The 14,833-nt window shown below is 71.9% G+C and carries 12 protein-coding genes; 2 read left to right on the top strand and 10 right to left on the bottom strand.

What is annotated here, in order from left to right:
* Positions 1–45: 45 nt before the first annotated feature.
* From aroF to LAO51_01155, 10 genes are all read right to left on the bottom strand, one after another.
* Positions 46–1,065, bottom strand: coding sequence for a 3-deoxy-7-phosphoheptulonate synthase (gene aroF, locus LAO51_01200; protein ID MBZ5637353.1), 1,020 nt, complete (start codon positions 1,063–1,065; stop codon positions 46–48).
* Positions 1,059–1,883, bottom strand: a complete 825-nt coding sequence (gene trpA, locus LAO51_01195) for a tryptophan synthase subunit alpha (GenBank protein MBZ5637352.1) — start codon at positions 1,881–1,883, stop codon at positions 1,059–1,061. Before trpA ends, aroF begins: the two co-directional genes overlap by 7 nt.
* Positions 1,880–3,100 (bottom strand): tryptophan synthase subunit beta, encoded by a 1,221-nt coding sequence (trpB, locus tag LAO51_01190; protein MBZ5637351.1) that lies wholly within the window; start codon positions 3,098–3,100, stop codon positions 1,880–1,882. The genes trpA and trpB overlap by 4 nt, the downstream gene beginning before the upstream one ends.
* The gene (locus tag LAO51_01185; GenBank protein MBZ5637350.1) at positions 3,090–3,719 is read right to left on the bottom strand and encodes a phosphoribosylanthranilate isomerase; all 630 of its coding nucleotides are present in this window, start codon (positions 3,717–3,719) and stop codon (positions 3,090–3,092) included. The genes trpB and LAO51_01185 overlap by 11 nt, the downstream gene beginning before the upstream one ends.
* Positions 3,701–4,540, bottom strand: a complete 840-nt coding sequence (locus tag LAO51_01180; protein MBZ5637349.1) for an indole-3-glycerol phosphate synthase TrpC — start codon at positions 4,538–4,540, stop codon at positions 3,701–3,703. The genes LAO51_01185 and LAO51_01180 overlap by 19 nt, the downstream gene beginning before the upstream one ends.
* On the bottom strand, positions 4,537–5,574 hold the full coding sequence (trpD, locus tag LAO51_01175) for an anthranilate phosphoribosyltransferase (GenBank protein ID MBZ5637348.1): 1,038 nt from the start codon (positions 5,572–5,574) through the stop codon (positions 4,537–4,539). Before trpD ends, LAO51_01180 begins: the two co-directional genes overlap by 4 nt.
* Before the next feature lie 10 nt (positions 5,575–5,584).
* Complete coding sequence (locus LAO51_01170) at positions 5,585–6,148, bottom strand: aminodeoxychorismate/anthranilate synthase component II (protein MBZ5637347.1); 564 nt, start codon at positions 6,146–6,148, stop codon at positions 5,585–5,587.
* A complete protein-coding gene (locus LAO51_01165; GenBank protein ID MBZ5637346.1) occupies positions 6,145–7,632 on the bottom strand; it encodes a chorismate-binding protein in 1,488 nt (495 codons plus the stop codon). The genes LAO51_01170 and LAO51_01165 overlap by 4 nt, the downstream gene beginning before the upstream one ends.
* A 254-nt stretch (positions 7,633–7,886) precedes the next feature.
* Complete coding sequence (locus tag LAO51_01160; GenBank protein ID MBZ5637345.1) at positions 7,887–8,429, bottom strand: hypothetical protein; 543 nt, start codon at positions 8,427–8,429, stop codon at positions 7,887–7,889.
* A gap of 36 nt (positions 8,430–8,465) precedes the next feature.
* Entirely contained in the window at positions 8,466–9,752 is a 1,287-nt protein-coding gene (locus LAO51_01155; GenBank protein ID MBZ5637344.1) for a PQQ-binding-like beta-propeller repeat protein, read from the bottom strand.
* Between the two features lie 247 nt (positions 9,753–9,999).
* Here LAO51_01155 and LAO51_01150 point away from each other — a divergent pair, with 247 nt between their 5' ends.
* Together LAO51_01150 and LAO51_01145 are read left to right on the top strand one after the other, a co-directional pair.
* Complete coding sequence (locus LAO51_01150; GenBank protein ID MBZ5637343.1) at positions 10,000–13,794, top strand: S8 family serine peptidase; 3,795 nt, start codon at positions 10,000–10,002, stop codon at positions 13,792–13,794.
* Between the two features lie 235 nt (positions 13,795–14,029).
* Complete coding sequence (locus tag LAO51_01145) at positions 14,030–14,704, top strand: LuxR C-terminal-related transcriptional regulator (protein MBZ5637342.1); 675 nt, start codon at positions 14,030–14,032, stop codon at positions 14,702–14,704.
* The last annotated feature ends 129 nt before the right edge of the window (positions 14,705–14,833 follow it).

Here is a 14,833-nt window from a genome sequence, read left to right as displayed (position 1 = left end):
GTACGCGAGGATCGCGCGGGGGTCCGGTGGCGGCGACGCCCCGGGTCACAGACTGTACCCCAGGAACTGCCCCATCCCGCGGAGGTCGTGCACCAGCGCCGCGAACTGCTCCGGAAAGAGCGACTGGGGCCCGTCCGAGAGGGCCTCCTCGGGACGGTCGTGCACCTCGACCATGAGCCCGCTGGCGCCCACCGCGGCCGCCGCGCGCGCCAGGGGGGACACCTTGTCGCGCAGCCCGGTGGCATGGCTAGGGTCCACCAGCACCGGCAGGTGGCTCAGCTTCTGGACGACCGGCACGGCGCTCAGGTCGAGGGTGTTCCGCGTGTGGTTCGAGAAGGTCCTTATCCCGCGCTCGCAGAGCATCACCCTCGGGTTACCCTCGGCGAGCACGTACTCGGCCGCCATGAGCCACTCGTCGATCGTGGCCGAGATCCCGCGCTTGAGCATCACGGGCTTGTCGAGGCGCCCGACGTCCTTGAGGAGGCCGAAGTTCTGCATGTTGCGCGCGCCGACCTGGACGATGTCCGCGAAGCGGTACACCGCGTCGAGGCTCGACCGGTCGAGAGCCTCCGAGATGATCGGCAGGCCGGTCTCCTCGCGGGCGGCCGCGAGGATCCTGAGCCCCTCTTCCCCGAGCCCCTGGAAGGCGTACGGCGAGGTGCGGGGCTTGAAGGCGCCGCCTCGAAGGACGTGGGCGCCCGCTCGCGCTACCTGCCGCGCGATGCGAAGGGTCTGCTCCTCGCTCTCGACCGCGCACGGCCCCGCGATGATCACGAAGCGGCCGCCGCCGATCTCGACGGAGCTTCCATCGACCGCCATCACCGTGTCCTGGTGGCGGAAATCGCGGCTCGCGAGCTTGTAGGGTCTCGTGACCGGGATCGCCTGCTTGACCCCGGCGAGCACCTCGAACGGCCGCGGGTCCACGGGCCCCTGGTTGCCGGTGATCCCGACCGCCGTGCTGGTGGCGCCCGGGATGACGTGGGCCTTGAACCCCAGCGCCTCGACCTTGGCGACGACGGTCTCGAGATCCTCGGGCCGGAACCCGGATTCCATGACGATCAGCATCGCGACGTCCTTTCCTCCCCCATGGCCTCGACCATCGCGGCGGCGAGCGCGCGCATCCTGCGGCTCGCCTCCTCGGGCGGGCTCTCCGCCGCGAGCCGGACCAGAGCGCTTCCCACGACCACGCCGTCGCACAGCCCCGCGACCTTCCTCGCCTGCTCCGGCGTCGAGATGCCGAATCCGACCGCCAGCGGCTTCCTCAAGTGCCCCCTGATCCCGGCCACCCGGCGCGCGAGCGAACGTGGAAGGCTCGAGCGCGCTCCCGTGACGCCGAGCCGCGCCACGTAGTAGACGAACGCCGTCGAGGCGCGATCCACGATCGCGAGCCGCTCGTCCGACGTCGTGGGCGACGCGAGGAACACGGTCTCGAGACCCTCCTCGCCCATCTCGTGCCGGTAGTCGCCCGCCTCCTCGGGCGGGAGATCGACGACGAGGGCCCCTTGCGCCCCGGCGCTCCGGGTCCTTCGCGCGAACTCCCGGAGCCCCATCCTCAGCACCGGGTTGTAATAGGTGAACAGCAGGATCGGCACCGGGACGCCCCGGGAACGCAGCCGGCTCACGAGCTCGAGGATCCTCGAGAGGGTCGCCCCGGCCCGGAGAGCGCGCCGCGACGCGGCCTGGATCGCGGGGCCGTCGGCGATCGGGTCGCCGCACGGCACCCCCAGCTCGATCGCGGCCGCGCCCGCCGCGGCGAGCTCCTCCGCGAAGCGCGCGGTCCATTCCAAGGACGGGTCGCCGGCGGCGAGGAACGGCACGAACGCCGCCCGGCGGGTCCGCCGAGCGGCGCCCAGCGCTTCGCCGAGGGACCGCGGGGAAATCACGCTCGCCTCGCGGCGCTCAACGTTTCGACATCCTTGTCGCCGCGCCCCGAGAGGTTCACCACGACGACCGCGCTCCGCTTCATCCGGGGCACCCGCTTCAGCGCGTGCGCGACCGCGTGCGCGCTCTCGAGGGCGGGGAGGATCCCCTCGGTGCGGCAGAGGAAATCGAAGGCGGCGAGCGCCTCATCGTCCGTCACCGAGCCGTACTCGGCCCGGCCGCGCGCGCGGAGATCGGCGTGCTCCGGCCCCACCGCCGGGTAGTCGAGGCCCGCGGCGACGCTGTGGGTGCGGCGCGTCTGACCCGCCGCGTCCTGGAGGACGACCGTGTATGTGCCGTGCAGGACCCCGGGGGTGCCGCCGCGCCGCGCTTCCGCGAGCCGCGTCGCGTGCTTTCCGCTTCGCGCACCGAGCCCGCCGGCCTCGACGCCTACGAGGGTGACGCCTTGGTCGGCGACGAACGCGGAGAACAGCCCGGCGGCGTTGCTCCCGCCGCCGACGCAGGCGATCAGGAGATCCGGCAGGCGTCCCTCCTTCGCCAGGACCTGGGAGCGCGCCTCCCGGCCGATGACCTTCTGGAAGTCGCGCACCATCGACGGGAACGGGTGCGGGCCCAGGACCGACCCCAGCACGTAGTGGGTCGTTCTGACGTTCAGCGCCCAGTCGCGCAGGGCCTCGCTCACGGCCTCCTTCAGCGTTCGCGCGCCGGAGCGGACCGGGACCACCTCGGCGCCCAGGAGCCGCATCCTCGAGACGTTCAGCGGCTGCCGCGCCATGTCGGTCTCGCCCATGTAGATCGTGCACGTGAGACCCAGCGCCGCGGCGGCGGCCGCGGTGGCGACTCCGTGCTGGCCGGCCCCCGTCTCGGCGATGACGCGCGCCTTCCCCATCCGCCTCGCGAGGAGCGCCTGGCCCACCGTGTTGTTGATCTTGTGCGCTCCCGTGTGCGCCAGATCCTCGCGCTTGAGGTAGACGCGCGCGCCGCCGAGCGCCTCGGTCGTGCGTGCCGCGAACGTCAGGGGCGTCGGCCGCCCCACGAAATCGCGCAGCCACCGGCTGAGCTCCCTCCGGAACCCGGCGTCCCGGACCGCCGCCCTGTGGGCCTCGGCCAGGTCCTCGAGCGGCCCGACCAGGGTCTCGGGCACGTAGCGGCCCCCGAACCTCCCGAAGCGCCCGGCCTGCGCCGCGCTCCGTCGCGTCTCCCGGTCGTCACGACGCATCGGCTCTCCTCACCCTCTCCACGAATTCCAGAATCCTCCCCTTGTCCTTGATGCCGGGAGCGGACTCGACGCCGCGGGAGACGTCGACGCCCCAGGGACGGACGCGCCGGATCGCCCCCTCGACGGTATCGGAGGTCAGGCCGCCGGCGAGCAGCGTGAGTTCCCGCCGGCGGGCGAGACGCTCCGCGAGGTTCCAGTCGGTCGTTCCGCTCGCTGGAACTCGCAGCGACCGGTCGTGATCCACGAGGACGTGCGCCGAAGGGAGCTCGAGCGCCCGCTCCACGTCCCCGTCGCGCGCGAGACGGGCGGCGAGGATGACCCTCTCGGGGCCGACGGCCCGGCAGGTGGCCTCGGCGCCGTCTCCGTGCAATTGGACCAGGTCGAGCTCGACCTCGGCCTCCACCGTCCGGACGAGCCCCGCCGGCGCGTGGAGGAAGACCCCGACGCGGAGCACGCCGGGCGGGAGCGCTTTCGCGATCCTCGCGGCCTCGGCCGCGGACACGAGCCTCGGCGAAGCGGCATGGAGCACGAATCCCACCGCCCAGGAGCCCGACTCGGCCGCCGCGACCCCGTCCTCGATCCGGGTGATCCCGCAGATCTTCACCCGCGTCTCGACCACCGCGCGCCTCCTCCCGCCCGACCGTCGAGCAGGCCCGCCAGCCCCGCCGCGGGGTCGGCGCTCCGCACGAGATGCGTGCCGACCAGGAACCCGCGATAGCCGAGGTTGGCCAGCTCGTCGATCTCCCGGCGCGAGCGAATCCCGCTCTCCGAGACGAACGTCACGCCATCGGGCGGCCGACGAGAGGCCAGGCGGCGCGACACGGCGAGATCCACCCGGAGCGTCCGCAGGTCCCGGTTGTTGACCCCGACGAGCCGGGCTCCCGCTAGGAGCGCGGCGTCCATCTCCGCCTCGTCGTGCACCTCGACCAGTGGGGTCAGGCCGAGATCCGTCGCTTCGTCCACGAGGTGACCGAGCGCCCTGCCGCCGAGCAGCGCGGCGATGAGCAGCACGCCGTCGGCACCGTGGAGCCGCGCCTGCCAGAGCTGGTATTCGTCCAACACGAAGTCCTTCATCAGGAGCGGGAGCGGGACGCGCCGCCGCACGGCGTCGAGCACGCCGAAGCCGCCCCCGAAGAATTTCGGCTCGGTGAGCACGGAGATCGCGGCAGCGCCGCCCCGGAAGTAGGCCTCGGCCAGCGCCATCGGCGAAACGCCCGTCCCGAGCCGGCCGTGAGACGGCGACGCCAGCTTCACCTCGGCGACGATCCAGGGAGCGGGCGCCCCGAGCACGCGGGCGAAGCCACGCGGGAAGCGGGCCCGGAGCGCCGCCGCGCGCAGGGCCTCCGGAGCGATCTCCCGCCTCGCCGCGTCGAGGCGCCGCCGTGTCGCCGCGGCGATCGCGTCGAGCACGGAGCCGTTTCCCGCCGCCGGCCGGCTCACGACGCGATCTCCTCGCGCGTCGTCGTTCCGTGGGCCTCCCGGCGCAGCTTGACCAGGACCTCGTGCGCGCGTCCCGACATGATGCTCTCCCGCGCGAGGGCCACGCCCTCCCGGACCGTGGCCGCGATCCCCGCCACCACGAGCGCCGCGCCCGCGTTCAGGCTCGCTCCGTCGGCGAGCGGCCCGCTTCTCCCCAGTAGGAGCTCCTCGAGATGGCGGGCGTTCTCGGCCGGGCCGCCGCCCCGGAGCGCGGCGGCACCGGCCGGACGCAGCCCGGCGTCCCCGGGCACGAGCGTCTCCGTCCAGATCCCCCGGACGGCGTCCACGTGCGCGACGTGGGTCGCCGACGCCAGCGAGAGCTCGTCCATGCCGTCCTCGCCGTGCACCACCATGGCGCGCGCCGCACCGAGGCCGGCGAGGACTCTCGCGATCACCGGAACGAGAGCGGCGTCATAGACGCCGACGACCTGGCGCTTCACTCCCGCCGGGTTCGCGAGGGGCCCGAGCAAGTTGAACACCGTGCGCACGCGGAGCGCCCGGCGCACCGGTGCGACGTTCCTCATGGCCGGATGGAAGCGCGGCGCGAACAGGAACCCGAACCCGGTCTGTTCGATCGAGCGCCGCACCGACTCCGGCGGCGCGTCCGCGACGACGCCGAGCGCCTCCAGCACTTCAACGCTGCCCGACCGGCTCGACACGGCGCGGTTCCCGTGCTTCGCGACCGCCGCCCCCGCTCCTGCGGCGACGAGCGCGGCGGCCGTCGAGAAATTGAACGTGTGAAGGCCGTCGCCGCCGGTGCCGCACGTGTCCACCAGCGCCCGGCCCCGAATCTCCACCTTGAGAGCGTGCTCCCTGAGGCTCAGGGCGAAGCCGATCAGCTCCTCCTCGTCGGCGCCGCGGGCGCCCAGCGCGCCGAGGAGCGCCGCCGCCTGGACCTCGGAGACCTCGCCGGAGACGAGGCGGTCCATCGCGACCCTGGCCCCTTCGCGCCCAAGGGTCTCCCGCCGGCATACCTTGTCGATGCACTCGGACAGGTCCTGCACGTCAAGCCTCCAGGAAATTCCGCAGGAGCTTCCCGCCGTGCTCGGTCATGACGGACTCCGGGTGGAACTGCACGCCTTCCGCGGGCCAGCTCGCGTGCCGTATCCCCATGACCGTTCCGTCCTCCGCCTCCGCGGTGATCGAGAACCCGAAGGGCAGGGCGTTCCGGTCCACGACGAGCGAGTGGTAGCGCCCTCCCCGGAACGGGTTCTCGATCCCCCGATACACTCCGCCGCCGTCGTGCCGGACGGCGCTCGGCTTGCCGTGCACGGTCCTTCGCGCACGCACGACGCGCCCGCCGAAGGCCAGCGCCAGCGCCTGGTGCCCGAGGCAGACCCCGAGGACGGGGACGCGCGACGCGAACGCCCGGAGGATCGCGAGGACCTCCCCCGCCTCCTCCGGCCGCCCGGGCCCCGGCGAGATCACGATGCGATCGGGGGCGAGGCGCGCCACGGCGGCGGAGTCCACTTCGTCGTTGCGCCTCACGACCACCGCCGCGCCCAGTTCGCGGAGGGCCTGGTACAGGTTGTAGGTGAACGAATCGTAGTTGTCGATCAGGAGGATCATGGCTGCCCCTCGGCGACACGTATCGCCTCGCGAATCGCTGCGGACTTGCTCCTGACCTCCTCGTGCTCCCTCTCCGGGTCGGAGTCCGCCACGATCCCCGCGCCGGCTTGCACGCGGGCCATCCGTCCCTGACGGGTGCGCCGGACGACGAGGCTCCGGATGGCGATGGCCGAGTCCAGGTTCCCGCCGAAGCCCCGGTACAGGACCGCCCCGGCGTAGGGCCCCCGCGGGACCGGCTCGATCTCCCCGATGATCTGCATCGCGCGGATCTTCGGAGCGCCGCTGACGGTGCCTGCGGGAAAACAGGCCGCAAGCGCCCGCCAGGCGGAGACGCCGGTGCGGAGCCGGCCGCGCACGCTCGAGACCAGGTGCATGACGTGGGAGTAGCGCTCGACCTGCATGAACGACGACACGCGCACGGTCCCCGGGCGGGCGACCCGGCCGACGTCGTTCCGGCCGAGGTCCACCAGCATCACGTGCTCCGCGCGCTCCTTCGGGCTAGCGATCAGACGCCTCTCGAGGATGCGGTCCTCCTCCTCGGTGGCGCCCCGCCGCCTCGTGCCGGCGATCGGCCGCGTCTCGACGGCGCGCCCGTGGATCCTGACGAGCATCTCGGGGGAGGCGCCGAGGATGGCCTCGTCCGACGTGCCGACGAGGAACATGTAGGGAGAGGGGTTCGCCGAGCGGAGCGCGCGGTAGACCTCGAGAGGGGTGGCGCGGAGCGGCACCTCGATCCTCTCGGAGAGGACCGCCTGGAAGATGTCCCCGGCACGGATGTGGCGCTTCAGCCGCTCGACCCCCTCGAGAAAGGCCGGCCGTCCCATCGCGTAGGAAGGGGGCCGGGAGCGGGCGCGGTCCGGCGCGATGCGGCGGCTCCGCTCGCTGAACGGACGGCGCAGGAGGTGCTCCATCTCGTCCAGGTCGTCGCAGGCCGCCCGGTACGCTCCCGTGAGCGGCGGGTTCCCCTCCGAAACGACGTTCGCCACGAGGAGCATCCTCTGGCGCAGGTGGTCGAACGCCACGACGTTCCGGAAGAGCTTAAGCTCCGCCTCGGGCACGTCCGGCTCGCCGAGGCGCACGGTCGGCTCGAGGTGGCGCGACATCTCGTAGCCGATCGTTCCCACCGCCCCGCCGCAGAAGGGCGGAAGCGCCGGGTCCGTCTTCGCGCGGAGACGGCCGACGGCCTCGCCCAGGGTCCAGAACGGATGCCCTTCGAGGACCCGTTCCGTCCCGTCGGCCGTCCTCTGCCTGACCCTTCCCCGTCGCACGGTGAGCGTCTCGAACGGGCGCGTCCCGAGGAAGGAGTACCGCGCGAGGCGTTCGCCCCCCTCGACGCTCTCCAGCAGGAACGACGGCGCCTTCTCGTCCTGGAGCCGCAGGAACGCCGCGACGGGCGTGAGCGTGTCCGCCGGGATCTCCCTCGTCAGGGGGACCACGTTGACGCCGTCCCTCAACTCTCGCCGGACCTCGCGGAGCGTCTTCATCACGGCTCCAAGAAGACAAAAAACCCGCCTCCGGGGAGGCGGGTCGTGTGAACAAGCCGAATGTCGGAGCTACGTCAGCGCACGACCGCCTCCCGGTGGCTGTTCCACCACCACCGAGACCCGGAGACCGGACGGCCCGTCGTTTCGCTCACGCCCTTAATACTCGTCGAAAAGGACGATTCGACAAGTGCCCGCCCCGAGGTGAAGGCGTGCTCGAGGATCGAATGGAGCGAGGGATCGGCGGAGACCGGCCGCTACGGCGCCTTCTCGATCCAGTCGCGCACGACCGCCTCGAGCTTCTCGATGTCGCGCCGCTCGAGGGCGAGCTGCCCCTGATAGGTGGCCCGCCGCTCCCGAATACCCTTCGCCCGCTCCTCGAGGGCTTTGAGGTCCGCTTCGAACGAGGCCTTCTGCCCCCTGCGCTGCGGATCGGGAGGAGTTTCAGGGGACGTCCGCGCGAGCTCGTCGAGAGCATCGAGCTGGGCCCCGAGCCTGGCCATGCCGCCTCGGACGTCGTCTTCCTCGCTGTCGAGGGTCCGCAGCCGGGACTCGACCCCCTCGATGTTCCGGTAGCGCAGGCCGAGGAGCGTCACGACGAGCTGCATCCGCTGCGACTCCCGCTCCGCCGTTCTGGCCTTCGACTCCTGGCCGAGCATCGCCTTCAGGCTCTCGATCGACGATATCAGCTGGGCACAGGCCCCGTCCTCCGCCGTCCCCTGCCCCGCGGATACGGCCGGCGCGGCCGCCGCGAGGACGAGCGCCGGCGCGATCGCCATCCCGATCAGGAGCTTCCTCACTTTCGCCTCCCTTCGGGGACCGCCGCCGGGCCCCCGTCACTGCAGCGCGTACAGGTTCCCGTCCATGCTGCCGACGTAGACCGTCCCGCGGTCCACGGCGGGCGACGACATGATCGCGCCGATGGAGACGAAGCGATAGAAGTCGACGTACATGTCCTCGAAATCGCCGAGGACGGGCGCGAACGACTCCTGGTTCAGGCTCCCGTCGGGATTCAGCACCTTGAGCGGGTCCGCCTTCGACGCCTCGGTCCGGAACTCCCAGGCCAGCTTCCCGGTCTTCGCGTCGATGGCGTACAGCCTGCCGTTGTGGTCGCCGACGTAGGCCAGGTCGCCCGCGAGAGCCGCCGAGGAGAACAGGTACGCCTTCGCCTCGAAGTTGAATCGCAGCCTGCCGGTCCTCGCGTCGAGCGCCATGAAGCGCGCGCTGTCGGAGGTCCCCACGTACACCGTTCCGTCGCGGACCGCGGGGGTGCCGACGACCCACGACTTGCTGGTCGGATAGTCCCACCTCTTGCGCCCGGTGGCGGCATCCACCGCGTACACGTGGGCGTCGCGGCACCCCACGTACACCGTGCCGTCCACCACCGCCGCGGACGACTGGAAGCCCACCTGGTTGTGGATGGCGGGATCCTCGCCCGTCTTGAACGCCCACTTCTCCTGGCCGGTGTCCGCGTCGATCGCGTAGAGGTAGCTGTCCCAGCTGCCGACGAAGACCGTGTGGTTGGCCACCGCGGGGGAGGCGTGCACGACGTCCTTCGTCGCGAACTTCCACTGGAGCACGCCGGTGGTCGCGTCGACCGCGTAGACGTTGCCGTCGCCGCTGCCGAAGTAGACCTTGCCGTCCGCGACCGCCGGCGACGACGTGAAGACGTCCCACGCGTCGGGGATGGTCTGGGCCGGCGAGAGGTAGCCGTGAAGGCTCTTCGCCTCGAACTTCCTCTCGAATTCCGTGGCGAAGACCCACCGCGGCATTCCGGTCGCGACGTCGATCGCGGCCAGAGCACCGGCCGACGACACGAAGTAGAGCGTGCCGCCCGCCACCGCCGGCGACGAGGCGATCGGCATTCGCGACTTGAAGTTCCACTTCTCCTTGCCGCTCTCCTGGTCGACGGCGTAGAGGTGGCCGTCCAGGCTGCCGATGTAGACGACGCCGTCGGCGACGGCGGGCGAGGTCAAGATCGGCCCGCCGGCCTTGAAGGCCCACTTGACGCCGCCGAACGTCCTCGGACCGGGGGCGCCGTAGACCCCCGTCCGGGCGTTGTCGCCGTGAAAGGTCGTCTGAGCCGGCGTGGGAACCGAGGCCATGGCCAGCAGAGCGAGAATCGCGACGCGTCTCATGAGGCATCTCCCGGGTCGGTCGCGCGTCGATTCGGGCGCGCCACGGGGGTTTACGAAATCCGAGGTCGAAGGATGCAAGGCCGCAGTCCATTCGCGGAGCGACGCCGGGTCCTGACTCAGGTCAAAACCGCGGCCGACGCTCCCGGAGTATGAAAGGACCGTTCCGATGCCGGGTGGCGGGGCCCTATATTGGAACGCGAGCATCGCGCGCCCCGCGCGAGGAGGAGCCGCCGTGCACAGCATGAAGCTCCGGTACGTCCTTCTCGGGCCCTTTCTTGCCGCTTCCGCCGTCGTCGCGCTACCGGACACCGGCCCCACGTCCGCCGGAGCCCCCCTCGAGATCGACCTCGCGAGTGGAACGTTCCGCCCCTTCGACAGCAAGGCGTCCTCTCCCACTTGGTTCGCGCCGGCGACCGTCGCGCTGAGCGCGAGCGACCGCCGGTACCTCGTCGCCATCACCCGCGCCCCCCTCGACGCGAGCGAACGGCGGCAGATCGAATCCGCGGGCGCGGAGCTGCTCGACGTCCTCCCGCGAAACGGATACCGGGTCCGGGTGTCTCCGGGCGCGGAGCTGTCGATCCGCCGCCTGCCGTTCGTGGCCTGGCTCGGCGAGCTTCCGCGGCACCTCAAGATCGAGCCGAGCCTCGCCTCGCGCGCCGGCTCGCCGCCGGGCCCGACGCCCGTTCGAGCCGTCCTCGCCGCGGGCGAGCCGGAGCGGCGGGCGGTCGGCGTCCTGGCCGGTCTCGGCGCGATCGCCGCCCCGTCGGGGAAGGACGGCGCGTGGCGCGTGACCGCCACGGTTCCCTCCGGCCAACTCGCGGCGGTCCTTTCGGCGCTCGCGTCGCTTCCGGAGGTGGAGGCCGTCGAGATCGCGAAGCCGGTCCGCCCCTTCAACCAGGACGCGGTCTGGGTTCACCAGTCGTTCGTCGGCCCGTCGCCGCAGCAGACGCCGATCTTCGACCACGGCCTCTTCGGCTGCGGCCAGATCCTGGCGATCGCCGACATCGCCCAGGACTACGACTCGTGCTACTTCCGCGACACGGTCAACGGCCCACCCCCCGTCGTTGCCTGCGGCGGCGCGCCCTGCCCGGCCGCGGCGCCCGCGCCGGGCCGCCGCAAGGACATCCTCTACTACAACTGGTCGGGCGGGCCTACCGGGGAGGAGGACACGTGTCCCGCGACCATCACCGGCACGTCCGGGCACGGCACGCACACGTCCGGAACGCTCGCCGGCGACGCGGCGCCGTATGCCGACTGCGCCGCGTACACCACGGCCGGACGCAACGGCGGGGATGGCCTCGCGCCCGGCGCCAAGCTCGTCGTCGAGGAGATGGGGGACGGCTTCGAGTACCTCAACAACCTCGGCGGCACGCTGTGGAACCTGGCCGACGTCGCGTACCAGACCGGCGCCCGCGTCCACTCCGACTCCTGGGGCGCGGCGTGCTTCGACCTCCTCGGGGAGTGCATCCCGGGATGCACGATGCCGTACGACTCGTACGCGCGCGACGCCGACCTCGCCATGTGGAGCCACCCCGACCTGCTGCTCGTCGCTGCTGCCGGCAACGCCGGGCTCTACTGCCCTCCGCCGATCTCGGTCGGCACGCCCGCGAACGCCAAGAATCCGATCTCGGTGGGGGCCGTCGGCCACGGGACCTCCGCCTCGACCCCGTCGGATTTCACGAGCCCGGGCCCGGTGGAGGACGGCCGGCTGGCGCCGACGATCGCGGCGCAGGGCGAGTCCACGGTCTCCGCCGCGTCCGACGCGAGCCTCTTCTCGAACAACTGCGCGAGCTGCTCCCTCGACGGCACGTCGATGTCGGCTCCGACCGTCGCGGGGCTCGCGGCGCTCGTGCGGGAGTACTTCACGGCGGGATTCTATCCGGGCGGCGCGCGCAATCCCGCGCTGGGCTTCGCCCCGAGCGCGGCCCTCTTGAAGGCGATCTTGGTCGACGGCGCCGTCGCCCTCGGCACCTCGGCGCCCAACCCGGATTTCACCGCCGGGTACGGCCGCGCGCAGCTCGACCGGACGCTCGCCTTCGCGGGAGGCACGTTCAGGCTCCGCGTCGACGACCGCCGGGAGGGGATCACGACGGGGAGCGTGGTCACCCACGCGTACGACGTTTCCGCGGGCTCTCCGTTCCGCGCGACGCTCGTCTGGACGGACTATCCCGCGGCGATCGGCGCCGCGGTCGCGAGGGTGAACGAGATCGAGCTCGAGGTCGTCGACCCCGCCGGGAACGTCTGGTTCCAGACCCTCGACCCGACGAGCGGGCTCCCGGTCCCCACCACCAACCCCGCGGCACCCCACGACGCGCGCAACGTCGTCGAGCGGCTGGTGTTCGACGCCCCCGCGGCAGGACGATGGGTGGTCCGCGTCCGCGGTGTCGCGGTCCCCTGGGCGCCGCAGCCGTTCGCGCTGGTCGTTCGGGGCGCTCTCGCCGATTGCCCGGCTCCCACGGCGCCCGGAGCGCCGTCGCTCTCGACCCCCGCGGACCGCCAGGTGCTCGTCTCCTGGGGCGCCGTCGCCGGGGCGGCGGCCTACAACGTCTATCGCAGCTTCGGCCCCTGCCCGGGCGGACCGTACACGCCGGTCGCGAGCGCGGTGACCGACCCGTCGTTCCTCGACACGACGGTCGACGGCGGCGTGACCTACACCTACGTCGTCACCGCCGCGTCGGACCCCTCGGGGACCTGCGAGTCGGGGCGGTCGCCGTGTGCGTCGGTCGTGCCCGCCGGCGACTGCACCCTCCCGCCCTCGTTTCGGGGGATCAAGGCCGCGGAGAGCGCGGGCCTTCCGAGCTGCACCGTCGTCCTGAGCTGGGACCCTGCGACCGCTTACTGCCCCGGTGACGTTCGCTACAACGTGTATCGCGGGGGGGCGAGCACCTTCGCGCCGGGACCCCAAAGCCGCATCGCACGCTGCCTCGTCGGGTCGTCGTTCACCGACTCGGTCGACCTCGTCGACGGCTCGATTCGCTGGTACGTCGTCCGGGCCGAGGACGCGTCGAGCGGCCACGGCGGTCCGTGCCGGGGGGGAAACGAGGAGATGAACACGACGGCGTTGGCGGCGTCCCCCGACGGTCCCCCGACGCTGGGAACCTGGTCCGACGACGCCGGCGACACGGGATCCGCCAAGATGGACGCGACGCCACCCTGGTCCGCCTCCCCGGCCGGGGGCCACGCGGGGCCCAAGACGTACAACGCATCCAGCTCCGCGGGGATTTGCGCCGACCTCGCCACCCCCGTCCTCGTGCTCGCCGATCCCGGACAGGGCCCCGCACTCCAGTTCTGGACGAAACACGATCTCGAGTACGACCCCTCCGGGGAGATCTTCGGCCGCGAGGGCTCCCTCGGGCAGGTCGAGATCGCAGCCGGACCGTCGTTCGTCAACTGGACGCGAGTGCCGCTCGCGCCGAACTACCCCGCGACGGTCGATTTCCCGTTCAACGACTGCGCGACGACGCAGAACCCGGGGAACTACTTCACGGGGCCCCAGGCCACGTACACGGCGTACACCGCCTCCCTCGCGAACTGGGCGGGAGGCGAGGTTAAGGTCCGGTTCCATCTCTCGGGGGACTACCTGTACCCCGGCGGAAGCTGGCAGGTGGACGACGTCGCGGTCGCGGGGGCCATGGTCCCCGGCGCCTGTGCCAGCGCCGCCGCCGGGCCTCCGCCGATCCCTGACGGCGCCATCGTGCCGGGCCAGCCCCTGAGGGCCTCGAGAAGCGGCGCGAGCGTCGTCTTGACCTGGGACGCGTCGCAGTGTCCGGCGGCAGCGGTCGACGTCTATCGTGGGACGATCGGGAATTTCACCGCGTTCAACGGCGGCGCCTGCGGACTTCCGCCGACCGGCTCGGCCACGCTCGCGATCCCGGACGGCTCCTGGTTCCTCGTCGCCGCGACCGACGGCGGGAGCGCGGACGGAAGCTACGGCCGCACGATATCGGGGAGCGAGATCGTGTACGCCGGCGCGTCCGCGGCCTGTCCCGGGATCGTGAGCCACGTCACCAACAACGCGTGTCCGTGAAGAAGGGTCCTGGGATCCCGAACGAGAAGACCGGGGTCTTCGCTCATGGCTTGTCGGTCCGGAGCACCGACGCCAGCGGCAAGCTTGAGGTGCGGCGGGACGCGCAGGGGGACGCCGCCGTCAGGTTGTCCGCACGGAGGGAAGCGCCCATAATGTGACGGAAAGTTGCCCGTTAAGTTGGAATTTGCTGCCTCGGGACGGCCAGTCATGGCCGACCCGGCCAACGATGGGGTCGATGATCGCCAACCCACCCGTCGTCGAGGAGGCGAGGGCGCTGCTCGCGGCACTCTCCCTGTCGCCCGACGCCGTGTTCGCCACGGACCGGCGGAACCAGATCGTCTTCTGGAACCGGAGCGCCGAGCGGGTTCTCGGCTACACCGAATCGGACATGCTGTCGCGCTCGTGCGACACCGCGCTGCAGGGGTGCGATCTCAGCGGAAACCGATACTGCTGGAAGGACTGCCCGGTGGTCCAGATTGCGTGTCGCGGCGGGGCGGTCCACGACTTCGTCTTGACTCTCGAAGCCAAGGACAAGCACCAGGTCGAGGTCGGCATCACGGTACTCACTCTGGCGCTACCGCCGCCCGAGCGGTTCCTGATCCTGCACATCCTCCACCCCACGGCCGGTACCGAGCCTCGACCCGAAACGACGAGGACCGAACCTTCCCCCCCCATGGCGCTGCGGGCCGCCGCGAGCGCCTCCTCCGACGCGAGGGCGCGCAAGCTCACGGGACGGGAGGTCGAGGTCCTCGGGATGCTCGCCGCCGGCCACGCCACCCCTCACATCGCGACCCGCCTCGGCATCTCGAACCTGACCGCCAGGAACCACATCCAGAACATCCTGGACAAGCTCGAGGTGCACTCCAAGACCGAGGCCGTCGCGTTCGCCTTCCAGAAGCGCTTGCTCTGAGCGGAGCGCCGCACCACGACCTCCCACGTGGGGCCGGGTGGTGAGAACGCGTCACGTCTTTTGGTGCGAATGCGGGATGCCCACCGCGCCCGCGCGGGTCCATCGTGGACCGGTGCCGCTCTTCCGCGG

The organism is Terriglobia bacterium, assembly GCA_020073205.1.
In the GTDB taxonomy this organism is placed as follows: domain Bacteria; phylum Acidobacteriota; class Polarisedimenticolia; order Polarisedimenticolales; family JAIQFR01; genus JAIQFR01.
This window is presented reverse-complemented; position numbering and strand designations above follow the sequence as displayed.

What these genes read in the sequence shown, in the direction of transcription:
- aroF (MBZ5637353.1), bottom strand. Translation starts at nt 1,065, where the DNA reads ATGCTGATCGTCATGGAATCCGGGTTCCGGCCCGAGGATCTCGAGACC.
- trpB (MBZ5637351.1), bottom strand. Translation starts at nt 3,100, where the DNA reads ATGCGTCGTGACGACCGGGAGACGCGACGGAGCGCGGCGCAGGCCGGG.
- LAO51_01170 (MBZ5637347.1), bottom strand. Translation starts at nt 6,148, where the DNA reads ATGATCCTCCTGATCGACAACTACGATTCGTTCACCTACAACCTGTAC.
- LAO51_01165 (MBZ5637346.1), bottom strand. Translation starts at nt 7,632, where the DNA reads ATGAAGACGCTCCGCGAGGTCCGGCGAGAGTTGAGGGACGGCGTCAAC.
- LAO51_01145 (MBZ5637342.1), top strand. Translation starts at nt 14,030, where the DNA reads ATGATCGCCAACCCACCCGTCGTCGAGGAGGCGAGGGCGCTGCTCGCG.